The 24,232-nt window shown below is 65.2% G+C and carries 23 protein-coding genes and 1 pseudogene; 14 read left to right on the top strand and 10 right to left on the bottom strand.

Annotation, left to right across the window (positions count from 1 at the left end):
• Nucleotides 1-82: 82 nt before the first annotated feature.
• The 5 genes from L1O02_RS17855 (at nt 83) to L1O02_RS17835 (ending at nt 5,858) form a co-directional block, all read left to right on the top strand.
• Entirely contained in the window at nt 83-1,648 is a 1,566-nt protein-coding gene (locus L1O02_RS17855) for a sugar ABC transporter ATP-binding protein (RefSeq protein WP_108543164.1), read from the top strand.
• A 69-nt stretch (nt 1,649-1,717) separates the two neighbouring features.
• Nucleotides 1,718-2,740, top strand: coding sequence for an ABC transporter permease (locus L1O02_RS17850; RefSeq protein ID WP_060843343.1), 1,023 nt, complete (start codon nt 1,718-1,720; stop codon nt 2,738-2,740).
• Nucleotides 2,741-3,164: 424 nt separating this feature from the next.
• Complete coding sequence (locus L1O02_RS17845) at nt 3,165-3,569, top strand: TraR/DksA family transcriptional regulator (RefSeq protein WP_016962869.1); 405 nt, start codon at nt 3,165-3,167, stop codon at nt 3,567-3,569.
• A gap of 317 nt (nt 3,570-3,886) precedes the next feature.
• Entirely contained in the window at nt 3,887-5,509 is a 1,623-nt protein-coding gene (locus L1O02_RS17840) for a methyl-accepting chemotaxis protein (protein WP_235758418.1), read from the top strand.
• Between the two features lie 118 nt (nt 5,510-5,627).
• Nucleotides 5,628-5,858 carry a hypothetical protein gene (locus L1O02_RS17835; RefSeq protein ID WP_235758416.1) on the top strand — a complete coding sequence of 77 codons (231 nt, stop codon included), beginning with the start codon at nt 5,628-5,630 and terminating at the stop codon, nt 5,856-5,858.
• Between the two features lie 104 nt (nt 5,859-5,962).
• Here L1O02_RS17835 and L1O02_RS17830 read toward each other — a convergent pair whose 3' ends face one another.
• Nucleotides 5,963-6,193 carry a hypothetical protein gene (locus tag L1O02_RS17830; RefSeq protein ID WP_235758414.1) on the bottom strand — a complete coding sequence of 77 codons (231 nt, stop codon included), beginning with the start codon at nt 6,191-6,193 and terminating at the stop codon, nt 5,963-5,965.
• Nucleotides 6,194-6,863: 670 nt separating this feature from the next.
• On the opposite strand from L1O02_RS17830, the gene L1O02_RS17825 reads away from it, so the two are divergent.
• From L1O02_RS17825 to L1O02_RS17815, 3 genes are all read left to right on the top strand, one after another.
• On the top strand, nt 6,864-7,334 hold the full coding sequence (locus L1O02_RS17825; RefSeq protein ID WP_082729236.1) for a hypothetical protein: 471 nt from the start codon (nt 6,864-6,866) through the stop codon (nt 7,332-7,334).
• A complete protein-coding gene (locus L1O02_RS17820) occupies nt 7,334-7,537 on the top strand; it encodes a hypothetical protein (protein ID WP_016962864.1) in 204 nt (67 codons plus the stop codon). The genes L1O02_RS17825 and L1O02_RS17820 overlap by 1 nt, the downstream gene beginning before the upstream one ends.
• A 137-nt stretch (nt 7,538-7,674) precedes the next feature.
• Nucleotides 7,675-8,688, top strand: a complete 1,014-nt coding sequence (locus tag L1O02_RS17815; protein ID WP_235758412.1) for an ABC transporter substrate-binding protein — start codon at nt 7,675-7,677, stop codon at nt 8,686-8,688.
• A gap of 144 nt (nt 8,689-8,832) precedes the next feature.
• Here the strand turns inward: L1O02_RS17815 and L1O02_RS17810 are convergent, their stop codons facing one another.
• Both L1O02_RS17810 and L1O02_RS17805 read right to left on the bottom strand, forming a co-directional pair.
• Complete coding sequence (locus L1O02_RS17810) at nt 8,833-10,968, bottom strand: TonB-dependent receptor (protein ID WP_235758410.1); 2,136 nt, start codon at nt 10,966-10,968, stop codon at nt 8,833-8,835.
• Between the two features lie 88 nt (nt 10,969-11,056).
• The gene (locus tag L1O02_RS17805) at nt 11,057-11,443 is read right to left on the bottom strand and encodes a DUF2946 domain-containing protein (RefSeq protein ID WP_235758408.1); all 387 of its coding nucleotides are present in this window, start codon (nt 11,441-11,443) and stop codon (nt 11,057-11,059) included.
• Between the two features lie 96 nt (nt 11,444-11,539).
• Here L1O02_RS17805 and L1O02_RS17800 point away from each other — a divergent pair, with 96 nt between their 5' ends.
• A complete protein-coding gene (locus L1O02_RS17800; RefSeq protein WP_060838911.1) occupies nt 11,540-11,977 on the top strand; it encodes a DUF3995 domain-containing protein in 438 nt (145 codons plus the stop codon).
• Nucleotides 11,978-12,107: 130 nt separating this feature from the next.
• Here L1O02_RS17800 and L1O02_RS17795 read toward each other — a convergent pair whose 3' ends face one another.
• From L1O02_RS17795 to L1O02_RS17770, 6 genes are read right to left on the bottom strand one after another with little or no spacing between them, the layout of a single operon-like run.
• A complete protein-coding gene (locus L1O02_RS17795; protein WP_060838912.1) occupies nt 12,108-12,476 on the bottom strand; it encodes a Na+/H+ antiporter subunit G in 369 nt (122 codons plus the stop codon).
• Nucleotides 12,473-12,751, bottom strand: coding sequence for a K+/H+ antiporter subunit F (locus L1O02_RS17790; protein ID WP_016962858.1), 279 nt, complete (start codon nt 12,749-12,751; stop codon nt 12,473-12,475). Before L1O02_RS17790 ends, L1O02_RS17795 begins: the two co-directional genes overlap by 4 nt.
• Entirely contained in the window at nt 12,748-13,236 is a 489-nt protein-coding gene (locus L1O02_RS17785; RefSeq protein ID WP_060838913.1) for a Na+/H+ antiporter subunit E, read from the bottom strand. The genes L1O02_RS17790 and L1O02_RS17785 overlap by 4 nt, the downstream gene beginning before the upstream one ends.
• Nucleotides 13,233-14,918 (bottom strand): monovalent cation/H+ antiporter subunit D, encoded by a 1,686-nt coding sequence (locus L1O02_RS17780; protein WP_235758405.1) that lies wholly within the window; start codon nt 14,916-14,918, stop codon nt 13,233-13,235. The genes L1O02_RS17785 and L1O02_RS17780 overlap by 4 nt, the downstream gene beginning before the upstream one ends.
• A complete protein-coding gene (locus tag L1O02_RS17775; RefSeq protein ID WP_011060906.1) occupies nt 14,915-15,259 on the bottom strand; it encodes a Na+/H+ antiporter subunit C in 345 nt (114 codons plus the stop codon). The genes L1O02_RS17780 and L1O02_RS17775 overlap by 4 nt, the downstream gene beginning before the upstream one ends.
• The gene (locus tag L1O02_RS17770; RefSeq protein ID WP_060838915.1) at nt 15,259-18,177 is read right to left on the bottom strand and encodes a monovalent cation/H+ antiporter subunit A; all 2,919 of its coding nucleotides are present in this window, start codon (nt 18,175-18,177) and stop codon (nt 15,259-15,261) included. The genes L1O02_RS17775 and L1O02_RS17770 overlap by 1 nt, the downstream gene beginning before the upstream one ends.
• A gap of 223 nt (nt 18,178-18,400) precedes the next feature.
• On the opposite strand from L1O02_RS17770, the gene L1O02_RS17765 reads away from it, so the two are divergent.
• Nucleotides 18,401-18,742 (top strand): hypothetical protein, encoded by a 342-nt coding sequence (locus L1O02_RS17765; protein ID WP_060838916.1) that lies wholly within the window; start codon nt 18,401-18,403, stop codon nt 18,740-18,742.
• Nucleotides 18,743-18,887: 145 nt separating this feature from the next.
• Here the strand turns inward: L1O02_RS17765 and L1O02_RS17760 are convergent.
• Nucleotides 18,888-19,902: pseudogene (locus tag L1O02_RS17760) on the bottom strand (DMT family transporter).
• Between L1O02_RS17760 and L1O02_RS17755 the strand changes: the two are divergent.
• From L1O02_RS17755 to L1O02_RS17740, 4 genes are all read left to right on the top strand, one after another.
• A complete protein-coding gene (locus L1O02_RS17755; RefSeq protein WP_060843348.1) occupies nt 19,897-20,460 on the top strand; it encodes an XRE family transcriptional regulator in 564 nt (187 codons plus the stop codon). The pseudogene L1O02_RS17760 and the gene L1O02_RS17755 overlap by 6 nt on opposite strands.
• A gap of 201 nt (nt 20,461-20,661) precedes the next feature.
• The gene (locus tag L1O02_RS17750) at nt 20,662-21,864 is read left to right on the top strand and encodes an SfnB family sulfur acquisition oxidoreductase (protein WP_235758404.1); all 1,203 of its coding nucleotides are present in this window, start codon (nt 20,662-20,664) and stop codon (nt 21,862-21,864) included.
• A gap of 12 nt (nt 21,865-21,876) precedes the next feature.
• Complete coding sequence (locus tag L1O02_RS17745; RefSeq protein ID WP_108543182.1) at nt 21,877-22,341, top strand: acyl-CoA dehydrogenase; 465 nt, start codon at nt 21,877-21,879, stop codon at nt 22,339-22,341.
• Entirely contained in the window at nt 22,341-23,744 is a 1,404-nt protein-coding gene (locus L1O02_RS17740; RefSeq protein WP_108543184.1) for an LLM class flavin-dependent oxidoreductase, read from the top strand. Before L1O02_RS17745 ends, L1O02_RS17740 begins: the two co-directional genes overlap by 1 nt.
• Nucleotides 23,745-24,232: the final 488 nt, after the last annotated feature.

Here is a 24,232-nt window from a genome sequence, read left to right as displayed (position 1 = left end):
GCGCCTTTGCCAAGGGCTGTTACATCACAACAATAAAGTAGCGGGGCGGCCCCGGGCCGCCGCGCCGATGGAGTAGCTGATCATGTTCTCTTGCGCGACTGCCTCAAGCACCCCGCTGGCCGCCGTCCAGCCTGCCACCCCGGCGACCCGGGAGCCTTACCTGCTGGAGGTGATCAACGTCAGCAAGGGCTTTCCCGGTGTGGTGGCCCTGTCCGATGTGCAACTGCGGGTACGCCCGGGAACGGTGCTGGCGCTGATGGGCGAGAACGGCGCCGGCAAGTCGACCCTGATGAAGATCATCGCCGGCATCTATCAGCCGGATGCCGGCGAACTGCGCCTCAAGGGCCGGCCGGTGGTCTTCGACACGCCCCTGCAGGCCCTGCAATCGGGCATCGCCATGATCCACCAGGAACTCAACCTGATGCCGCACATGAGCATCGCCGAGAACATCTGGATCGGCCGCGAGCAGCTCAACGGCCTGCGCCTGATCGATCACCGCGAAATGCACCGCTGCACCGCCGCCTTGCTGGCGCGCCTGCGCATCGACCTGGACCCGGAGGAACAGGTGGGCAACCTGAGCATCGCCGAGCGGCAGATGGTGGAGATCGCCAAGGCAGTGTCCTACGACTCCGACGTGCTGATCATGGATGAGCCGACCTCGGCCATCACCGACAAGGAGGTGGCGCACCTGTTCTCGATCATTGCCGACCTCAAGGCCCAGGGTAAGGGCATCATCTACATCACCCACAAGATGAACGAAGTGTTCGCCATCGCCGATGAGGTGGCGGTGTTCCGCGATGGCGCCTACATCGGCCTGCAACGGGCCGACAGCCTGGACGGCGACAGCCTGATCTCGATGATGGTGGGGCGCGAGCTGAGCCAGCTGTTTCCCCAACGCGAGAAACCCATTGGCGACCTGCTGCTCAAGGTCCGCGACCTGCGCCTGGACGGGGTGTTCGACGGCGTGTCCTTCGACCTGCACGCCGGGGAGATCCTCGGTATCGCCGGGCTGATGGGCTCGGGCCGGACCAATGTCGCCGAAACCCTGTTCGGCATCACCCCCAGTGACGCCGGCGAGATTCACCTCGACGGCCAGCCCCTGCGCATCAGCGACCCGCACCGGGCGATCGAGAAGGGCTTTGCCCTGCTCACCGAGGATCGCAAGCTCAGCGGCCTGTTCCCCTGCCTGTCGGTCCTGGAAAACATGGAAGTGGCGGTACTGCCGCACTACGCCGGCGGCGGATTTGTCCAGCAGAAGGCCCTGCGCGCCCTGTGCGAGGACATGTGCAGGAAGCTGCGGGTCAAGACCCCGTCCCTGGAGCAATGCATCGACACCTTGTCCGGGGGCAATCAGCAGAAGGCGCTGCTGGCGCGCTGGCTGATGACCAACCCGCGGATTTTGATTCTCGACGAGCCGACCCGGGGCATCGACGTCGGGGCCAAGGCCGAGATCTACCGCCTGATCGCCTTCCTCGCCAGCGAGGGTATGGCGGTGATCATGATTTCTTCGGAACTGCCGGAAGTCCTGGGCATGAGCGACCGGGTCATGGTCATGCACGAAGGTGAGCTGATGGGCATTCTCGACCGCAGCGAAGCGACCCAGGAACGGGTGATGCAACTGGCGTCCGGAATGTCGCTGGTGCACTGATTCTTCAATCGATGGCAACCGGCGGCGCGCTGAGGCGCCACGGTCAGGCGATAACAAAGGTGAGTGGTTATGAACGTGATGTCTGAAAACAAACCGGCCGTGGCGCCCGCCAGAACGCGCCGGCGCTTTCCCACCGAACTGAGTATTTTTTTGGTGCTGATCGGCATCGGCCTGGTGTTCGAGCTGTTCGGCTGGATCGTTCGTGACCAGAGCTTCCTGCTGAACTCCCAGCGCCTGGTGCTGATGATCCTGCAGGTGTCGATCATCGGCCTGCTGGCCATCGGCGTGACCCAGGTGATCATCACCACCGGTATCGACCTGTCCTCGGGCTCGGTGCTGGCGCTGTCGGCGATGATCGCCGCCAGCCTGGCGCAGACCTCGGACTTTGCCCGGGCGGTGTTCCCGTCCCTGACCGACCTGCCGGTGTGGATACCGGTGGTGGCCGGGCTGGGGGTGGGCCTGCTGGCGGGGGCGATCAACGGCAGCATCATCGCCATCACCGGCATTCCGCCCTTTATCGCCACCCTGGGCATGATGGTGTCGGCCCGTGGCCTGGCCCGCTACTACACCGAAGGCCAGCCGGTGAGCATGCTCTCGGACTCCTACACCGCCATCGGTCACGGGGCCATGCCGGTGATCATCTTCCTGGTGGTGGCGGTGATCTTCCACATCGCCCTGCGCTACACCAAGTACGGCAAGTACACCTACGCCATCGGCGGCAACATGCAGGCGGCGCGCACCTCGGGAATCAACGTCAAGCGGCATCTGGTGATCGTCTACAGCATCGCCGGGCTGCTGGCCGGGCTGGCCGGGGTGGTGGCCTCGGCGCGGGCCGCCACCGGGCAGGCGGGGATGGGCATGTCCTACGAGCTGGATGCGATCGCCGCGGCGGTGATCGGCGGCACCAGCCTGGCCGGCGGGGTGGGGCGCATCACCGGTACGGTGATCGGTGCGCTGATCCTCGGGGTCATGGCCAGCGGCTTCACCTTTGTCGGCGTGGATGCCTACATCCAGGACATCATCAAGGGCCTGATCATCGTGGTGGCGGTGGTCATCGACCAGTACCGCAACAAGCGCAAGCTCAAGCGCTGATCCAGCGCCCGTTGTCGGCGCTGGCCGGCCAGCGCAGGTGCCCACACTCCGATGCAACGCTTGCCGGCCTGTTCGCCGGCAAGCCGGCTCCTGCGGGGGGGAAGAAAGGAGGGGTAAAAAGCTTGAATCCGCCGTCCGGTACTGCCGTTTGTCTTCTAAAAGGGCAGTGCTTATGGAATTTTTTGTTATAAACACACTCCGATAAGCGCCAGCAAAGCCCGTGATTACGGGCTTTGTTCGCTTTGTCGGACAGATTCGCTGTCATTTCAGTTGCTGCGCCCTCAAACCGGCCTTAGACTGCCGCCCCTCGTAAATTGAGTGCCGGGTGGCGCTTGGAAGGTATGGCGCCTTTCTGATGACCTGACGGGTCAACCGGAAACAGTTTGAATTCGCCTTAATGCACGTATTTTTTATAGAGAAATCAATGACCAAGGAAAAGTTGCTGGCCATGCCGGCGGATGACTACATGAATGCCGAGCAGCACGCTTTTTTCAGCGACCTGTTGCAAGCCATGAAGGTGGAAACCCACGAGCGCATCGAACAGAACCGGATCGCCATTGAAAGCCTGGACACCCCGGCTGACCCGGCCGACGCCGCTTCCGTCGAAGAAGAGCGCACCTGGCTGGTCAACGCCATTGATCGCGATCAGCGCATGCTGCCGCAACTGGAGCAGGCCCTGGGCCGGATCAGTGACGACACCTTCGGCTGGTGCGACGACAGCGGCGAGCCCATCGGCCTCAAGCGCCTGCTGATCAGCCCGACCACCAAATACTGCATCGAAGCCCAAGAACGCCACGAGCAGATCGACAAGCATCAGCGTCAGGCTTGAAAACAGCTGCAAGCTTGCAGCTTCAAGCCGCAAGCGTTTCAAGTGCATCCTTGCCTCCGGGTGCGCAGCCTAGCCAGCGCTGCGCACTGGGGCGCGAGCCAGCGCCCCCGCCACAATGTCCCAGCCTCCACTTCCCTTGATCTACTGCAACATCCGCCTCTGCAGACTCTGAATAATGCCTCGCACATGCCGCTTGCGGCTTGAAGCTTGCTGCTTGCCGCTTGCCGCTGCTCTTCTTCCTACTAAGGGACCATGGTTAATGGCCTTATAGTGGCGTCTAATGCCGCAAACAATTAGAACGATGTGGGGTGATCAAGATGTCAAGAGATGGATCTCTAGCGGCGCCGGGCGCGCAGTCGCTGGCAACACCCGAAACCGCGGCCCGCTGGTGGCTTCCATCGTTGCAGAGTGCAGCGCTGATGGGCCTGTTCGCCGGTCAGGCCCTGGGCGACTGGCCGCTGTACCTGTGCCTGCCGCTGGCGGTGCTGGTGATCTGGATGCCCCGGCTGCGCTCGCGCAAGGCCTCCGAGGTGCCGGTGGCAACGGACAATGAGCTGTCGGCGCTGACCCGCGATCTGTCCTACAGCACCACCCATAACGCGCTGTCCGCTGCGGGCGTGGCCTATTCGGTGACCCAGTTGGCAGGCCGGCTGCAGTCCCAGCTCGATGCGGCGGCGCGCATCGTCGGCAATGCCGAGGTGATGATCAAGACCGAACAGGTCACCTCGCAGCTCAGCCAGCAGGCCCTGGGCGCCGCCAGCGAAGCCCACGCCAGCAGTGCCGAAGGGCGCACGGTGCTGGGCGAGTCCATCAGCCGCATGCACTCCCTGAGCCAGCGGGCCAACGGCAGCCGCGAGCTGATCGAGGCCTTGAGCCAGCGCAGCGAAGAGATCCAGCGGGTGACCCTGGTAATCCAGTCCATCGCCAGCCAGACCAATCTGCTGGCCCTCAACGCGGCCATCGAAGCGGCCCGGGCCGGCGAGCACGGGCGGGGCTTTGCCGTGGTCGCCGACGAGGTGCGCGGGCTGGCCGGGCGTACCGCCACGGCCACCGACGAGGTCGGGGTGATGGTGGCCGATATCCAGCAGCGCACCAGCGATGTGGTGGAGCAGATCCGCCAGCTGTCCGACGACCTGAACCTGGGGGTGGAGCAGGTGGAACACACCGGTCGGCATCTGGACAACATCGCGCGGCTGGCGGCGGGAGTGGAGGAGCAGGTCAGCGAGATCGCCCGGGGCGCCGAAACCAATCGCGAACAGCTCGACAGCCTGTTTCACGCCGTGGAGCAGATGCGCAGCGACCTGGCCATCAGCGACCAGCAGACCCGTAGCCTGGCCGAGGCCGCGGTGCAGATGGAAGGGCAGGCGGAGACCATCAGCGAGCGTCTGGCGGCGGTGGGCCTGGACGACTACCACCAGCGTATCTACGACCTGGCTCGCGAGGGGGCGCGGCGCATCGCCGAGCAGTTCGAGACCGACCTGGCGCAGAACCGCATCAGCCTCGATGACTTGTTCGACCGCCATTATCAGTTGATCGCCAATACCCACCCACCCAAGTACCAGACCCGCTTCGACCGCTACACCGACCAGGTGCTGCCGCCGATCCAGGAATCCCTGCTGCCGCGCCACGACGGCCTGGTGTTCGCCATCGCCTGCACCCAGGAAGGCTACGTACCGACCCACAACAAGATTTTCTCCCAGCCGCTGACCGGCGATCCCCAGGTGGACAACCTGCACAACCGCAGCAAGCGCAAGTTTGCCGACCGCACCGGCATCCGTTGCGGCAGTCACCAGCAGCCGTTGTTGCTGCAGACCTACACCCGCGATACCGGCGAGCTGATGCATGACCTGTCGGTGCCGATCTTGGTTCAGGGGCGGCATTGGGGCGGCCTGCGCCTGGGCTACAAACCCGAGCAGACAACCCCCCGGCGCACGCCTTGAGGGGCTGATTGTTACTCGTGGGGTAACGCTGCTGTGCAGATTGGGGCTGTTACAGAGACCAGGAAGTGATTAGTATCTTGACATCGTTAGGGAGCTAACTAATTCCGCGAGGTGCTCCATGCACAGCAAAGTCGATGTGGCAGTGATGATTGGCAGTGGCGTTCCCGCTTCGCTGCGGGCCCAGGGGCGCAAGGCGTGCTGGGTGGTGCTGGTCAACGGCGAGCAGCGAGGCACCGCGTTTGCCAGTCGGGCCGAGGCCGAGGAGTGCCGGCAGGCATGGCAGGCGCAACTGGCGGCGGTCCAGGGGGCGGTCCAGGGGGCGCGCCAGGGGTTCAGGCACTCGGCCTGAAGCTTGGCCGGGCGCCGGGGTTCGAGGCGGGGTCGTTGGGCTCCCGTCGCCGCCCTGAGCCTGGGCGGCGAGGGCGGCGGGTGGGTTCGCGCGAAGAGGGGGGATCAGGCGTTCAGGGCGCCCTGGTCAATGGCCAGCTTGAGGGCCTTGGCCGAGGCCTTGGCAGCGGCCAGGGCTTCTTCCGAGGTCTTGAACCAGCGGTCCCGTTCCACCTGGTGGAAGGTGACCTGAGTCAGTGGAGGTTTGGCGCGCATGGCAATCACGGCCTGGAATTCGCCTTCGACTTCTCTGCACTCGCCACGAATGAAAAACTCGCCAATATCTAGTTCGGTCACTTCTAGCCTTCCCTTGGAGATGAGTGAGTGCTTGAGCGCCCGTACCGCGGTCGCTCAACCAGCGGCGGAGTATGGCAGTTGTTGGGTTGTGACGGGCTGAGTTATGTCATTGCGGTTTTAGGTAACGAATGTTCTGAAGCTCTTAACTGAACTTTCTGACGCTTAAATCTGCCAATCCGCGTCACTGCACCAGAGTATTACTGGTTAGAATGCCGGGCCTGCGTGGACGACTCCGGGCAAGATTACCGACTGGTGTGCAACATTAGTCTTTGTACTAATGAACGGCCGGGCAGCCATGGATTGCTCGCTTTAAATGGTCGAAATGCACAAAGTTGCTCTAGAATTGCCTCTGCAACCCGAAGTGGCTGCCGATCCGGGGATTCAATCTCAGGGTATATCCGGCTTTCCGGCCTGTTTCAGTACCCGCCCCAGATAATTCGCCGCCACACTTTTCGGGGTGTCAGAGCCTACTCCTACAGCCTTCGACCTGTGCCTGATGCTTCGGCGAAATGCCCGTTGCTCAGCGCCGGCGCCAACGCCGTGGCCTGGAGTACCCGCTGCATTTGAGTGTTTTTTGGGTAACTGATTGGGGTGATCACGCCGTCATGGCGGTTTTTTGTGCTGTCCTTTTTTCTCGGGCGGCACCCTTTTGAGTATCGGGGAGTGTTCCTTGGCAGTAAGTAATCTTGAAATGCATGCGTTGTTCGTGTTGGGTGATTTGCGCGCAAAGTTGGTCAAGCAGTTCCAGTCTCGTTTTGTCTACATCACCGAACAATCCGCTGAAGGCTTCTACGTCGCCGAGATCGATACCGAGACGGCGCTGGTGGTGGACGACAAGCCACGCCTGGAACTCAAGGTCGGCGATCATTTTCGCGCCGCCGTGCTGCCCAGCCGGGAAGGCGGCAAGCTGGAGATCCGCTTTCGCGAGATCAAGCTCACCGTCTATGGCCTGGGCGACTATGCCTTTGTCAGCAGTCCCCTGGGGCAGGGAATCGTCTTCAAGGAAGGGCATTCGGTGGTGACGCTCTTTGCCGCCAACGAGCAATTGCAGGAAGGCCTGACCAAGACCCTCAAGGCCGTCACCGCCAAGGCCGCCAAATTCCGCAAGGGCGAGTTGGTGAGTTTCAAGGCCAGCGAGTGATGAGCCAGGGCCGCGCCGAGTTTCATCGCCAGCATCAACAGGCCGCCGCCGAAGAGGCACGGCGCCTGTTCGCCGAAAAGCCCCGCTTGCAGGGCGCCTGGCTGAACTGGGTGGCCGGCGAGCTGTATCACCTGCGTCCGGCGGCCTACGCCAGCATGGTGCGCCGCGAGTTGCAGCGCTTGCAGGAGCCGGCGGACCCTTGATGGCCGATCCCGGCATCGCCTCCGGTGGAAAATACGGAACCTCTACTACAGTCAGTTGACTCAATGCTTCAGGGGCCGCGCGCATTCGTGCAGCTTGTCCCTTTTGGCCCTGGTCCCGACTCCGAGAGGTGTAACCCATGAAAGGCTTCCGAGCGCTGCTGGCCAGCGGCCTGCTGATCCTGGCCGGCTTGAACCCGTTGCAGTCGGCCGTGGCCGCCGAGCCGATTCACTTCGCCGACCTGAACTGGGAAAGCGGCAGCCTGATCACCGAGATCCTGCGCATCGTGGTGGAGAGCGGTTACGGCTTGCCCACCGACACCCTGCCGGGCACCACCATCACCCTGGAAACCGCCCTGGCCAGCAACGATATCCAGGTGATCGGCGAAGAGTGGGCCGGGCGCAGCCCGGTGTGGGTCAAGGCTGAGGCCGAGGGCAAGGTGATTGCCCTGGGGGATACGGTCAAGGGCGCCACCGAAGGCTGGTGGGTGCCGGAGTACGTGATCAAGGGCGATCCGGCCAGAGGCCTCAAGCCGCTGGCGCCGGAGTTGCGCAGCGTCGCGGATCTGGCCCGCTACAAGGACGTGTTCAAGGATCCGGAAACGCCGGGCAAGGGCCGCTTCCTCAACAGCCCGATCGGCTGGACCTCGGAGATCGTCAACCAGCAGAAGCTCAAGGCCTATGGTCTGGAGGACAGCTACGTGAACTTCCGCAGCGGCTCCGGAGCGGCCCTGGATGCGGAGATCACCTCCTCGATCCGCCGGGGCCGGCCGGTGCTGTTCTACTACTGGTCACCGACGCCGCTGCTGGGGCGCTTCAAACTGGTCCAGCTGCAAGAGCCGCCCTTTGATGCCGAAGCCTGGAAGACCCTGACCGACGCCAGCAACCCCAACCCGCGTCCGAGCCGTTCCCTGGCCTCGAAACTGTCCATCGGCGTGTCTGCGCCATTCCACAAGCGGTACCCGCAGTTGGTGAGCTTCTTCAGCCAGGTCGAGCTGCCCATCGAGCCCCTCAACCAGGCCCTGGCGCAGATGAGCGAAAACCACAGCACGCCCCGGGACGCGGCCCGGGCCTTCCTCAAGCAGCATCCTGATCTGTGGCGCAACTGGGTGCCCCAGGACGTCGCCGCCAAAGTCACCGCTGCCCTGTTGTAGGCGCCGCCTTGCCGGCGAAAGGGCCCGCAGGCCTTGCACCGTCCATGGCGACGCCTTCCTGGCAAGCCAGCACCTACGCTCGCCCTGACACCGCGCGATGTTCCCGTAGGCGCCGCTTGCCGGCGAAGAGGCCCCCAAGGCGGGTCAGAAGCGGGTCTGCACCGCCAGTTCGAAGGTGCGCGGGGTGCCCAGGTAGTAAGCCGGGGAGACGTGGGCGAACTGGCCGTAGACCTCGTTGGTCAGGTTGCGGACCCGGCCGGTGACCGTGGTGTGGCTGTCGACCCGATAGCGCAGGAAGCTGCCGTACAGGGTGTAGGCGGGCATCCGCAAGGTGTTGGCGTTGTCGGCGTACACCGAGGCCACGTAGCGCGCGTCGACACCGGTCTGCCAGCTCGGGGCCAGGTCATAGGTCAACCACAGGTTGGCTACCCGCGCCGGGACGTTGGTCGGGGTGTTGCCCTGGCGCGAGACCACCGCGCCGCTGGCAATCTTCTCGTTGAACTCGTCATATTCGGCCTTGACCCAGGCGAAGTTGGCTTCCGCCAGCAGCTTGGGCGTGACCCGCAGCGAGTTGGCCAGTTCGATGCCCCTGGAGGTCTGCTGGCCCACGGGAATGCTGTTGGCCGGGTCCAGGGGATCGGTGACGGCAAAGTCCTTGCGTTCGATGCGGTACGCGGCCAGGGTCGCGGAGCCGCGTCCGTCCAGGTAGTCGAACTTGCTGCCCACTTCCCATTGCTTGCCGGTGGATACCTCGAAGTTCTGGGTGCCGCTGGGCTGTTCGGCGGCGGTGCTGTATTGCACGTAGACGTTGGCGCTGGGCAGGAACTGCCAGGTCAGCCCCAGGCGCCCGGTGACCGGCTCCCAGTTGCGCTTGAGGTGGCGCGGGTTGCTGGCGGTGAGCGCCCGGTGGTTGGTCACGTCCAGGTCGATGGCGTCATAGCGCAGGCCGCTGAGCAGGGACAGTTCATCGGTCAGGGCCAGGCGGTTCTCGATGAACAGGGCGCGGGTGGTGACCTGGTTGGTCTTGTCCTTGGCCCAGCCCTGGCGGGTGCCCTTGAGGTCATAGAAGTACCCCGGCTGGAAGTTGTCCGGGTCGACGCTGTTGCTGGCCGGCACGTTCCACGGTGAGTTGGTGGTGCTGTTGACCTTGTATTCGAAGCCCCCGGACCAGGTGGTGTCGAGGCCGAACAACTGATCGTCATGGCGCAGTTCGAACTGGTTGCCGTCCTGCTGGCCCTGGTGCCGCACCAGGTAGGCGGTGGAACGGTTCACCCGGCTGTTGTCGGCGTTGTACTGGTAGGTTTCCAGGTTGCGGTAGTCGCGCTGGCTGTCCAGGTGATAGAGGGTGTTGCGCAGGGAGGTACTGGGGTTGATCCGGTAGTCGATGATCGAGCGCAGCCACACGGTGCGCTGCTCATACAGGCCGTCGGCGACGTTGTAGTTGTTGAAGCGGTTGTGCTTGTCGATCTTCAGCTCGCCGGCCTTGGGGTTGCGCACCGGGGTGCCCCAGTAGGGGCTGTCTTCGTGTTCGTCCTGGTATTCCACGGCCAGGGTGTGGGACAGGTCCGGGGTCAGGTCGCTGAGCAGCGAAAAGGCCAGGCTCCATGCGTCCCGCTCCTGGCGGTCGATGTAGCCGTTGCTGGTGTTGTGGCTGACATCCAGGCGTGCGTAGTGCTGCACCTCTGCACCCGCCGGGCTCAGGGCGTGATTGACCCCGAAAGCGGTTTGCGTGGTGTCGTAGCTGCCGTAGCCGAGCAGGCCCTCGGCCGCCTGTTCGCGGCGGTCCGCCAGCTTGGTCACGTAGTTCAGCGAGCCGCCCACGGAGCCGGCGCCATTGATCAGCGACGAGGGCCCGCCCACCAGTTCCACCCGGTCATAGATCCAAGCGTCCACCGGCCGCGCCAGGCCGGTGGCGACATTGATGCCGTTGAACATCTGGGTGATCTGACTGCTGGTGAAGCCGCGGTAGGAGACAAAACCGCCGAACCCCGGCGGCGCGCTGGCGTTGACCCCGGGCAGGGCATTGGCGGCGTCCTGGAAGGTCCGGGCGCCGCGGCGCTCCAGGTCCTGGCGGCTGGCCACGGCCACCGAGGCCGGGGTTTCCCGCAGGCTCAGGCCCAGGCGCGAGGCCATGCCGCTGGACTGCTCCAGGTTCAGGCCGGGCTCGACGTCCGAGCCCTCGGCGTTGACGGTGGTGGGGGCCAGTTCCAGGGCGGATTGGCCCCAGGCGTTGACGGACAGGCAGGCCAGCAGGCTCGCCAGCAAAGGAAGCTGTTTCATGGGTGAATCCTGAATTCTTGACTAGGAAAAAAGCCCAGCAGAACGCGCCACGCAGCAGCGCAGTGGGCGGGTTGAGCACCAGCAGGAATCAGGCGTAGGGCGGCGCCCGGGGATGGGCGGCGGGCCAGGTGAAGCGGGTCGGGAGAGGGGGCTGGAGCTGGCGGGCCAGCGGCGGCGCCTGGGGTTGCGGCAACAGCGCCAGACTGAGGCTGGAGTTGAGCGCCGGGCCCATGCCGCCGCTGGAGCACAGCGGGCAGCCGAAGGCCTTGGACAGGGTCGGCAGGGAGTCCTGGTCGGCCGGTTGCTGCGACGGCGCTCGGGTTTCGGAGTCGATGCTGCAGAACTGCCCGCCGATGCCGTTGAGCTGCATGCCGAGCATCTGGCCGTGACCGATGCTGCAGGCGAACACGTTGAACAGGACGCAGCAATAAAGCATCCAGGCAACGAGCGAGCGGTCGGCGCGGGTCAATTTCATGGGGCGGCACTTTACCATCGCAGGCGACGAACGTACTTACAAAAACCTGAAATCGAGTCCATTCTCTTTACGAATTTTTTACAAGGACGTCTGAACATGAATCTTCTGCTCGCACAGGGAATGTCCGGGACTTTCCTGTTCATCAGCCTGATCCATCTGTACTGGGCCGCCGGCGGCAAGCGTGGCAGCGGCGCGGTGATCCCCGAAGTCCCGGGGCCGCTTCCCGGGCAGAGCCAGCCGGCCTTCCGCCCTCCGGCGCTGGCCACGTTGCTGGTGGCGGTGGGGCTGCTGCTGGTGGCCATGCTGGTGTGCCTGCGGGTCGGGCTCTACCTGCCCAGCGTGACCCATCCGTCCCTGCAATGGGTGATCAGCGCCATTGCCCTGCTGATGTTCGCCCGGGCCATTGGCGACTCCGAACTGGTGGGGTTCTTCAAGCAAGTGCGTGACTCGAAGTTCGCCCGTCTCGACACCCTGTTCTACTCGCCCCTGTGCGTGGTGCTGGGGGCCGGGCTGCTGGTGCTGGCCTGGGCCTGAAGGGCCAGCCAGCCCACTGTGGGAGCTGGCTTGTGTAGGAGCTGGCTTGCCAGCGAAGGCGCCAGCCGATTCGCTGCAAGGCTCAACGGCCTCTTCGCCGGCAAGCCGGCTCCTACATGGGGTGGTGTGCTCAGTTGCCGCTTTCGTTGCGTTTGCTGCTGACTTCCGCCGGTACGTCATCGCCGGCCATGCGCTTGCGGAACAGCGCCGCCCGGGCCAGCAGCAGGGTGGTCACCGGCACCGTGATCGCCAGCAGGATCGGGATCAGCCAGGCGTGTAGCACCGGCCCGGACTTGAGCGCCGAAAAGTACAGGATCGAGGCCAGGGCCACGGTCCAGGAGCCCATGGTCGAGGCCAGCGCCGGTGGATGCATGCGCTGGAAGTAGCTTTTCATGCGCAGGATGCCCAGGGCGCCGATCAAGGCGAACAGGCTGCTGATCACCAGCAGCAGGGCCACCAGCACTTCCACCCAGAGGGGCAGTTGTTCCAGGCTGTTCATTCGATCACCTCGCCGCGCAGAAGGAATTTGGCCAGGGCGAAGGAGCCGACAAAGCCGAACAGGGCGATCAGCAGCGCCGCCTCGAAGTAGGTGTCGCTGGCGTAGCGAATGCCCAGCACCAGCATCATCAGCATCGCCAGGATGTACAGGTAGTCCAGGGCCAGAACCCGATCCTGGGCCGAGGGCCCCTTGAACAGGCGCACCAGGGTCAGGACCATGGCCAGGGAAAACAGGAACAGGCTCAGCAGGATCGCGTTGGTCAACAGCACGCTCATTCGAAAATCTCCATCAGCGGGCGCTCGTAGGTCACCTTGAAGTGCTGGATGAATTGCGCTTCATCCTGCAGATCGAAGACGTGCAGCAAGAGAATGCTGCGGTCCAGCGACAGCTCGGACCAGACCGTGCCCGGCACCACCGTGGTAATGGTGGACAGCGCCGCCAGGCCATTGGCGTCCCGCAGGTCCAGGGGAATCTTGACGAAGGCCGAACGCACCGGGCGGCGCCCTTCGTTGAGCACGCCCCAGGCCACGATCAGGTTCGACACCACCACGTCGCAGCCAACCCGCAGCAGCAGGCGCAGGATGGTGCCGGGGCGGCGGATACGGATCGGCAACGGTCGCAGCGGGCGCATCAGCAGCGGCGCGAGAAAGCCCAGGATGGCCCCCAGCAGCAGATTGCCGGGGCTGACGGATAGGTTCAGCACCAGCCACAGCAGCCACAGCGCCAGGGACAGGAAGGGAGCGGGGAACAGGCGCTTCATGGTTGCACCTCCGTCGCTGCCGCGGCCTTGGACTCGGGGCTGAGCACGGTGCGGGTGCCCAGTACCGCCATCACATAGTGCTCCGGATGATTGAGGCTGTCGGCCGTGGCCTGGGTGAAGCGCAGCAGCGGCTCGGCCTTGAAGCTGAGCAGCACGCAGAGCCCCAGCAACGCCACGATCGGCACGCATTCCAGACGCCGCAACACCGGCGAAGGCCGCTCCTCCGGGCTCCAGAAGCGCTGGATGCCCAGGCGCGCAAAGGCGATCAGCGAGGCCAGGCCGGAGAGGATCAGCAACGCCAGGAAACACCAGCCCGCCAGCGGAATCGACGTGTCGCTGCTTCCCAGACCCGTGGGGTTGAGCAGGGCGGCGATCAGGTTGAGCTTGCCGATAAAGCCCGACAGCGGCGGCATGCCGATGATCAGCAGGGCGCAGGCAATGAAGCTCAGGCCGAGGAAGGCCATGGTCCATGGGATCACCTGGCCGACCACCACTTGCTGTTCGTCGTCGAGGTTGCTGCCCCGGGGAGGGGGGAGGCCTTCCATGGGCCGGGGGAGGATTTCGCCTTCGTCTTCCAGGGGCACTTCCACCGCCGAACGCGAGCGCTCGATCAGTTCCGCCAGGAGGAACAGCGCGCACAGCGCCAGGGTCGAGCTGAACAGGTAGAACAGCGCCGCGCCGGTGAGGGCCGGCTGGGCGAAGCCGATCACCGCGATCAGGATGCCTGCCGACACCAGGATGCTCAGGCTGGCCATGCGCTCCAGGCGCTGGGCCGGAAGAATCGCCAGGGCCGCGCAGAAGATCGTCGCCATGCCGCCGTAGATCAGCCACTGGTTGCCGAAGTAGGCCGAGGCCCCGGCCTGCCCGGAAAACAGCAGGGTCCACAGGCGCAGCACGGTGTAGATCCCGACCTTGGTCATGATGGCGAACAGTGCCGCCACCGGGGCGCTGGCCGAGGAATAGGCCGGCACCAGCCAGAAGTTCAGCGGCCACATCCCGGCCTTGGCCAGGAAGGCGATGGCCAGGATCGCCGTGCCGGCGTGCAGCAGGCCGCGGTCGGCTTCCGGCACCAGCGGGATCTTCATCGCCAGGTCGGCCATGTTCAGGGTCCCGGTGACCCCGTAGATCATCGCCGTGCCGATCAGGAACAGCGACGAGGCCAGCAGGTTGATGGTGATGTAGTGCAGCCCCGAGGACACCCGCGCCCGGCCCGAGCCGTGCAGCATCAGGCCGTAGGAGGCCGCCAGCAGCACTTCGAAGAACACGAACAGGTTGAACAGGTCGGCGGTGAGGAAGGCGCCGTACAGGCCCATCAGCTGGATCTGGAACAACGCATGAAAGCTGGCCCCGGCGCCGTCCCAGCGGGCCATGGCGAACAGCAGCGCGCTGACCCCGATGATCCCGGTGAGCACCATCATCAGCGCCGACAGGCGATCCACCACCAGGGCGATGCCGAACGGCACCTGCCAGTTGCTGGGCAGGTACACGCCGAAGGAACCGGTGGCGCCCTGGGCCTGGGTCCAGTACAGCAGGTAGCAGGCCAGGCCCAGGCCCAGCAGGCTGGAGAGCAGGTTGATCCGGGCCTTGAGCGGACGGTGTTTTTCCCCCAGCAGCAACATGATGGCCGCGGTCAGCAGCGGCAGCAGGATGGGAGCGACGATCAGGTGCGACAACGAACTCATTCCTTGGGCTCCCGGCCGTCGACGTGGTCAGTGCCGGTCAGGCCCCGGGACGCCAGGAGCACCACCAGAAACAGCGCGGTCATGGCGAAGCTGATGACGATGGCGGTGAGCACCAGGGCCTGGGGCAGCGGGTCGGTGTAGTGCAGCAGGTCCTGGGGCACGCCGTCCTTGACGATCGGCTCCTTGCCGATGAACAGGCTGCCCATGCTGAAGATGAACAGGTTGACCGCGTAGGACAGCAGGCACAGGCCCATCACCACCTGGAAGGTCCGCGGGCGCAGGACCAGCCAGACTCCGGAAGCGGCGAGGACCCCAATGGCGATTGCGATGACTTCTTCCATCAGGCGGCTCCGCTCTTGATCAGGGATTTGGACTGGCTGGCCGGCTTGTGGGCCCGCACCGACTGGTGCGCCAGGGCGGTGAGGATCAGCAGGGTCGCGCCCAGCACCACCGCGTACACGCCAATGTCGAAGAACAGGGCGCTGGCGACATGGATGTCACCGAACAGCGGCAGGTCCACGTGCACCGTGTGGGTGGTGAGGAACGGGTAGCCCCAGGCCAGGGCGCCGAGGCCGGTGGCCAGGGCGAACAGCAGGCCGGTGCCCATCCAGCGCAGCGGCCGCAGGCTCATCTGCGCCTCGACCCACTGGGTGCCGGCCACCATGTACTGGAGGATGAAGGCCACCGACATCACCAGCCCGGCGACGAAACCGCCACCCGGCAGGTTGTGCCCGCGCATGAACAGGTAGAAGGACACCACCAGGGCGATCGGCAGCAGCAGGCGCACCAGCACCGCCGGCACCATCATGAAGCCCAGGGCGGTGTCGCTGGCCTGGCGCGGGTTGACCAGATCGGTGACCACGTCCGGGGCCAGCAGGCGCTGTTGCGCCGGCAACTGCATGCTCTCCTTGGGCGGGCGGAAGCGCCGCAGCAGGGCGAACACGGTCAGGGCCACCGCGGCCAGCACGGTGATCTCGCCCAGGGTGTCGAAGCTGCGGAAGTCCACCAGGGTCACGTTGACCACGTTGGTGCCGCCGCCTTCAGGCAGGGCGCGGCTGAGGTAGAACGAGGAAATATCGTTGGGCGTGGGGCGGGTCAGCATGGCGTAGGACAGCACCGCCATGCCCAGGCCGACGGCGATCGACAGGCTCAGGTCGCGCAGGCGGCGGATGCGCGCCTTGGGCAGGCTGCTGGGCAGCGGCGAGACTTCTTCGATCCGCCGCGGCAGCCAGCGCAGGCCAAGGAGGATCAGCACCGTGGTCACCACTTCCACCACCAGCTGGGTCAGGGCCAGGTCCGGTGCCGAGAACCAGACGAAGGTCACGCAGGTCATCAGCCCGCAGACGCTGACCATGGTCAGGGCCGCGAGACGGTGATACTTGGCCTGCCAGGCGGCGCCCAGGGCACAGGCGATGGCCAGCAGCCAGAAGGTCACGAAGACGATGGAGCCGGGGATCTTCGGCCGGTCGCCCCAGGTCAGCTGGCTGTAGAGCATGGGAATCATACCGGTGATCACCGCCGCCAGAATCAGCAGGAACAGCTGGGTCTGCAGGCGCTTGGTGCTCAGCCGCCGCTCCAGACGCCGGGCCAGGCGGGTCATGCCCACCAGGCTGCGTTCGAACAACAGCTTGCCGTTGAGACGGCCCACCACCGGCGGGTAGGGGAAACGCCCCGCCACCAAAGGTTTGTGCAGCAGCAGGTAGAGCACGATGCCGCAGGACATGGCGATCAGGCTCATGATCATCGGCGCATTGAGGCCGTGCCAGATGGCCAGGCTGTACTCGGGCAGGGTGCCGCCCACCACCGGCCGCGCGGCGGCGGCCAGCAGCGGCCCGATGATCTGCGCCGGGAACATGCCCACCAGCAGGCAGGTGAACACCAGCAGCTCCACCGGTGCGCGCATCCAGCGGGGTGGCTCATGGGGCGTGTGCGGCAGGTCGGTGGCCGGCTCGCCGAAGAACACGTCCACGGTAAAGCGCAGGGCGTAGGCGACGCTGAAGGTGCCGGCGATGGTGGCAATCACCGGCAGGGCGATTTCCACCCAGGCGCTGGAATTGATGAACACCGTCTCGGCGAAGAACATCTCCTTGGACAGGAAGCCGTTGAGCAGCGGCACCCCGGCCATCGAGGCACTGGCGACCATGGCCAGGGTCGCGGTGTAGGGCATCAGCTTGATCAGGCCGTTGAGCTTGCGGATGTCGCGGCTGCCGCTCTCGTGGTCGATGATCCCGGCGGCCATGAACAAGGACGCCTTGAAGGTGGCGTGGTTGAGAATGTGGAACACCGCGGCCACCGCCGCCAGGGGGCTGTTGAGGCCCAGCAGCAGGGTGATCAGCCCCAGGTGGCTGATGGTGGAGTAGGCCAGCAGGCCCTTGAGGTCGTTCTGGAACATCGCGCAGTAGGCGCCCAGCACCAGGGTGCAGGCCCCGGCGCCGCTGACGATGTAGAACCATTCTTCGGTGCCGGACAACGACGGCCACAGGCGGGCCAGGAGAAACACCCCGGCCTTGACCATGGTCGCCGAGTGCAGGTAGGCCGAAACCGGTGTTGGCGCCGCCATGGCGTGGGGCAGCCAGAAGTGGAAGGGAAACTGCGCGCTCTTGCTCAGGGCGCCCAGCAGGATCAATGGCAACAGGATCGGGTAGAGCGCGTGGGCGCGGATCTTGTCTCCGGCAGCTAGCACCTGATCCAGGTCGTAGCTGCCGACCACATGGCCGAGCAGCATGACCCCCGCCAGCAGGCACAAGCCCCCGGCACCGGTGACCATCAAGGCCATGTAGGCGCCGCGGCGGGCGTCGGAGCGGTGGTGCCAGTAGCCGATCAGCAGGAACGAGAACAGGCTGGTGAGCTCCCAGAAGAACACCATCTGGATCAGGTTGCCGGAGATCACCAGGCCCAGCATGGCCCCCATGAACGCCAGGAAGAAGGCAAAGAAGCGCGGCACCGGATCTTCCGGCGACATGTAGTAGCGCGCATACAGCGCCACCAGGCTGCCGATGCCCAGCACCAGCAACGAGAACAGCCAGGCGAAGCCGTCCAGGCGCAGCACGAAGTTCAGGCCCAGGCTTGGCAGCCAGGTATATTCCTCACGGATAATCCCGCCGTCGGCGATCTGCGGGTACAGCAACGCCACCTGGATGGTGCCAATGAGTGCCACCAGGCCAGCCAGCAGAGATTCCGTGTTACGTGCGTTGTGCGGCAGCAGGGCCGCCAGACAGCTGCCAATGAATGGCAGAAGCAGTAGAACTATCAGGGACATAGGCTTCTAATCTGCGGAAAAGTATGACGCATAATACGTGCCAGGCCCCCGATCACCAACCGCCATGGGCGGCTCGGCCCCCCTAAGAAATGTTACATGCGCTTTCAAAGGTAGGAGACAAATGCCGGATGCGCCCGCTCACCGGGTGCTGCAAGGCCAACGCCCTGCCCAGGTCAACCTGCAGCAAGGATGGATAACGGTGCACCTCATACAAGGAACGACCATGGGTCGGATGATTCGACGCGGATGTTTCGCTTTACTGTTCACCGCCTTCGGCGCGGCGCTGGGCATTGGCCTGGAGCATTATCTCCAGCGTCCCGACATGCTCCAGACCCGCCAGGCGCTGATCATCGAAGGGCCGTTGGGCGATGAGTCCAGCTACCGGCTGCCGCCGGGCACGGTGCTTTACTTCGACCGCGCGCTGGCCGAGGGTCATGCGCTCTACCACGCCTATTTCTACTTTCACGGTACGCCCGAGCATGACCCGGTACGGCTTGAGCCCAAGCACCGGGGTTCGCTGACCGCCCCGACCTGGCTCTACGCCCCCGGCGACCCCGTGTTCTAGGCGCTGGCTTGCCAGCGAGGGAACCTGCCGGATCGCTTTCGCCGGCAGCCGGCTCCTACATGTCCCTGCGATATCCCTGCCAATCGTAGGCGCTGGCTTGCCAGCGAAGAGGCCCGCAAGACCGTTTTCGCCGGCAAGCCGTCTCCTACACACCGTCCGCTGTCTGGTCGGTCAATGCCGGCGTGGCCCGGCCCTTGGGCTTGAATTCGCTGATGATCACCGCCAGCACGATCAAGGCGCCCCCCAGCAGCGCCAGCCCCGGCAAACGTTCCCCGGCGATCCGCCCGACAATCCCGGCCCACACCGGCTCACCGGCATAGATCAGGGTGGCGCGGGTCGGCGAGACGCTTTTCTGCGCCCAGTTCATCGCCACCTGGATCGCCGCGCTGGCCGCCCCCAGCCCCAGGGCGCTGGCCAGCAGCAGCCAGGAAAACTCCGGCAGCGCCTCGCCGGTCGGCAGCACCATGGCAAAGGCCAGCAGCGAGGTGACCGCCAGTTGCACCACCGTCACCCGGCGCACATCCACCCGCCCGGCGAAGCTGCTGATTAGGATGATTTCCGCGGCAATCGCCACGGTGCTGATCAGGGTGGCGATCTCCCCGGGGCTGAAGTCCAGCGACGCGCCATTGGGGCCGGACAGCAGCATCAGGCCGGTAAAGGCCAGCATGATGCCCAGGCTCGGCAGCAACCCCGGGCGCTTGCCCATGAACAGCCACTGCAGCAGCGGTACGAAGGGCACATACAGGGCCGTGATAAATGCTGACTGGCTGCTGGGAATGCTTTGCAGGCCCACCGTCTGCAGGCCGTAGCCGAGCATGATGGCGGTGCCGATGAAGGTCCCGGCGCGCAGTTCGAACAGGCTCAGCCCGCGCAGGTGGCGCAGTGAAAACAGGGCGACGATGCACGCCGCCGCGGCAAAGCGCAGGCCGACGAAAAACATCGGTCCGCTGACGCTCATGGCGTGCTGCACCAGCAGGAAGGTGCCGCCCCAGATCATGGTGATCAGCACCAGCACCGCTTCGGCCCTGCTGAGTGGGAAGCGCATTGCGCGGGAGGGCGTTGAAGTCATGGCCTTGCGTGCTACCTGAGGGGGGACGCACAATGCGCCGGAAGCTGGGCAGTATACTGCGCAGGCCCGGAGAGCGAGCAATATAGTGCACAAAGATAACGTCCAACGGGCTTCGGTCCTGCAACATGTCAGCCTCAACGTGCGACGCCTGCGCCATGCCGCAGGCCTGAGCCAGAGCGCCCTGGCAGAAAAATCCGCCGTCAGCCGGCGGATGCTGGTGGCCATCGAGGCCGGGGAGAAGAACGTCAGTCTCGGCACCCTGGACCGGGTCGCCGAGGCCTTGAACGTGGCGTTCAGCGACCTGATCCAGGCCCCGGATTCCCGGGACCCGAGCCGCATCAACGAGCTGGCCTGGGCCGGCGTCATCCCCGGGAGCAAGGCGCTGCTCCTGGCCAAGGCCGAGGCCAGCCGTGAAGTGGAACTCTGGGAGTGGCAACTGGAGCCCGGCGAGGTCTATCACTCCGAGTGCGACACCGTCGGCTGGAGCGAGCAGATCTATGTCTTCCAGGGCTGCCTGACGCTGTTCTTCGGCGACGCCGAGCGGCGCCTGGAAAGCGGTGATTTCTTCATGTTCGCCAGTCACGTGCCCCACGGCTATCGCAACGACGGCCCCCTGGCCACGCGCTTCGTGCGCAACGTGGTGTACTGATCGCCCTGGCGTGCCGGCCACTGTTGGCCAGCCAACAGCGGTTGGACATTTTGCCTGTTTTCAGTTGATGCCTTTTCTTCGGAATCGTCATCAAGTCATTGAAATAAAAGGTTTTTATATTTAGGCACGACTCCTGCAATTGTCCTGATAGCGAGCGCCCGAGCGGTGTTCATCTTGATCTTCAGGACGTGGAGTCGGCCCATGACAGCCCCAGCCCAACCCTTACCCAATGCCCACCTGATCCGCAGCGACGCCGAGGCCATCAGTGTCGCCAGGGACCTGGCCCAGCGCTTTGCCGTGGAGGCCGCGGTGCGCGACCGCGAACGGCGCCTGCCGCGGGCCGAGCTGGACCAGTTCTCCGCCAGCGGCCTGTGGGGCATTACCATTCCCCGGGCCTACGGCGGCGCCGGGGTGTCCTATGTGACCTTGACCGAAGTGATCAAGATCATCTCCGCCGCCGATCCGTCCCTGGGCCAGCTGCCGCAGAACCACCTCGGGGTGGTGGACATCCTGTTGCAGACCGCCAGCGAAGAGCAGAAGCAGCACTACTTCGCCAAGGTGTTGCAGGGCTACCGTTTCGGCAATGCCTTTTCCGAAGCCGGCAGCAAGCATGTCGGCGCCTTTGAAACCCGGATCCACTTCAGCGGCGAGCAGGCGCAGATCGACGGCGAGAAGTTCTACTGCACCGGCGCCTTGTTCGCCCACATCGTGCCGACGGTGGCGGTGGACGAGCACAACCAGGCGCACATTGCCTTTATCGAGCGCGACAACCCCGGCCTCACGGTGATCGACAGCTGGGACGGCTTCGGCCAGCGCACCACCGCCAGCGGCGGGGTCAGCCTCAAGGCGGTGCAGGTGCCGCGCAGCGCGGTGATCCCGGCCCACCGGGCCTTCGACCAACCCACCGCCGACGGCCCGATCTCGCAGATCATCCAGGCCGCGGTGGACACCGGCATCGCCGTCGCCGCCCTGGAAGACGCCAAGCATTACGCCCGGCAATCGCGGCCGTGGATCGACAGCGGCCTGGATCACGGCTGGCAGGACCCGTTCACCATCGCCGCCATCGGCGACCTGGAATGGCGGGTGCATGGCACCGAGGCGATCCTGGTCAAGGCCGCCGAGGCGGTTGATCAGGCCCTGGCCAGCCCCAGCGAAGACAGCGTCGCCCAGGCCTCCCTGGTGGTGGCCCAGGCCAAGGTGCTGTCGGCGGAAAACGCCTTGCTCGCCGCCAGCAAACTGTTCGAGCTGGCCGGCACCCGCTCGGTGTCGGCCAAGTACAACCTCGACCGCCACTGGCGCAACGCCCGCACCCACACCCTGCACGATCCGGCGCGCTGGAAATACCACCTGATCGGCAACTTCCTGCTCAACGGCGTCAAGCCGCCCCGTCACGCCTGGAACTGAAAGGACACCGCCATGAACGCATTGACCCAACCCGACAGCCCCCAGGCTGCCCTGGCCGCCAGCGGCGAGCAGCTGCAACGGGCCCGCGACCTGTTGCAGCGGACCCTGGAGTTCGTTCGCCAGCAGGCCCGGCCCTGGTCCGGCAGCGGCCTGAGCAAGGCCAGTGACGACCCCTATGTCATCAGCCGCTTCGGCGACCTGCAGATCCGCATCGAGGTGGCCGCGGCCCTGCACGAGCGGGCCCGGCAGCGCCTGCAACAAGGCCTGGAACCGGCCGAAGTCACCATCGCCCTGGCCGAGGCGGCGATCGCCGCCGGCGAAGCCCTGCTGGCGGCGAGCAACGCCGAGTTCGAACTCACCGGCCAGCGCAGCCCCCAGCCCCCGGCCCTGCATGACCCGTTGCGCTGGAAGTATCAATTGGTCGGCAACTACCGCCTCAACGGCGTGCTGCCCCAAGGTTTCAGGAGTGCTGTGTGATGTCCCGTGAAATCCGCCTCAATGCCTTCGACATGAACTGCGTCGGCCACCAGTCGCCGGGACTCTGGGCCCACCCCCGGGATCGCTCCTGGCAGTACAAGGACCTGGAGTACTGGACCGACCTGGCCAGGATCCTCGAAAAGGGCAAGTTCGACGGGCTGTTCATCGCCGATGTGCTGGGCATCTACGACGTCTACAACGGCAATGGCGAGGCGGCGATCCGCCAGGCGGCCCAGGTGCCGGTCAATGATCCGCTGCAACTGATCCCGCCCATGGCCCTGGTCACCGAGCACCTGGGCTTCGGCCTCACCGCCTCGCTGTCGTTCGAGCATCCGTACCCCTTTGCCCGGCGCCTTTCGACCCTCGATCACCTGACGAAGGGCCGTGCCGGCTGGAACATCGTCACCTCCTACCTGGAGAGCGGCGCCAAGAACCTCGGCCAGCAGGCCCAGACCGAACACGACGCCCGCTACGACTACGCCGAGGAATACCTGGAGGTCTGCTACAAGCTCTGGGAGGGCAGTTGGGAGGAGGGCGCGGTGTTGCGTGACCGCGAGCGGCGGATCTTCAGCGACCCGAGCAAGATCCACGAGATCCACCACGTCGGCAAACACTTCCAGGTGCCGGGCATCCACCTGTGCGAGCCGTCGCCGCAGCGCACCCCGGTGCTGTACCAGGCCGGGGCGTCCAGCCGCGGCAAGCAGTTCGCCGCTGAGCACGCCGAATGCGTGTTCGTCGCCGCGCCGTCCAAGGTGCTGCTGAAAAAGACCGTGGCCGACATCCGCCGCCGCGCGGCCGAAGCCGGGCGCGACCCGTCGAAGATCCTGATCTTCAACCTGCAGACGGTGATCCTCGGCGAGACCGACGCCCTGGCCAAGGCCAAGTTCGAGGAATACAAGTCCTGGGTCAGCTATGAGGGCGCCATGGCGCTGATTTCCGGCTGGACCGGCATCGACTTCAGCCGCTTCAAGCCTGACGAGCCCCTCAAGCACGTGCATACCAATGCCATCCAGTCGGCGGTGGAGGCCTTCTCCACGGCGGACCCGAACAAGGTCTGGACCCCCCACGAACTGGCCGACTGGGTCGGCATCGGCGGCTTTGGCCCGTTGTTCGTCGGCAGCCCGGAAACCGTGGCCGACCTGCTCCAGGAGTGGGTCGAGGAGACGGATGTCGACGGCTTCAACCTGGCCTACGCCCTGACCCACGAAACCTTTATCGACGCGGTTGAGCTGCTGGTCCCGGAACTGCAGAAACGCGGGGTGTACAAGACCGAATACGCCCCCGGCACCCTGCGGGAAAAACTCTTCGGCGCCGGCCCGCGCCTGCCCGAAAGCCACCCGGGCAACGCCTGGCGCAACCTGGGCGAGCAACGCCAAACACCCGCGCAACGCGCCCGCGCCTGACCCAACCCCTGTAGGAGCTGGCTTGCCAGCGAAAGGGCCCGCACGACAGGCGCCGGATTCAGCAACGCCTTCGCCGGCAAGCCGGCTCCTACCAGGGAGCCGTCCAATTCCGGTAGGAGCTGGCTTGCCAGCGAAAGGGCCCGCAAGACAGGCGTCGGATTCAGCAACGCCTTCGCCGGCAAGCCGGCTCCTACCAGGGAGCCGCCCAATTCCGGTAGGAGCTGGCTTGCCAGCGAAAGGGCCCGCAAGACAGGCGTCGGATTCAGCAACGCCTTCGCCGGCAAGCCGGCTCCTACCAGGGAGCCGCCCAATTCCGGTAGGAGCTGGCTTGCCAGCGAAAGGGCCCGCAAGACAGGCGTCGGATTCAGCAACGCCTTCGCCGGCAAGCCGGCTCCTACCAGGGAGCCGTCCAATTCCGGTAGGAGCTGGCTTGCCAGCGAAGAGGCCCGCACGACCTGCGTCCCAGGGCCAGCCCCGTTTATTGCCAG

It is taken from the genome of Pseudomonas sp. BC42 (assembly GCF_021560055.1).
Taxonomy (GTDB): Bacteria; Pseudomonadota; Gammaproteobacteria; order Pseudomonadales; family Pseudomonadaceae; genus Aquipseudomonas.
Note: the sequence above shows the minus strand (reverse complement) of the source record. Positions and strands in the feature narration are given on the sequence as shown.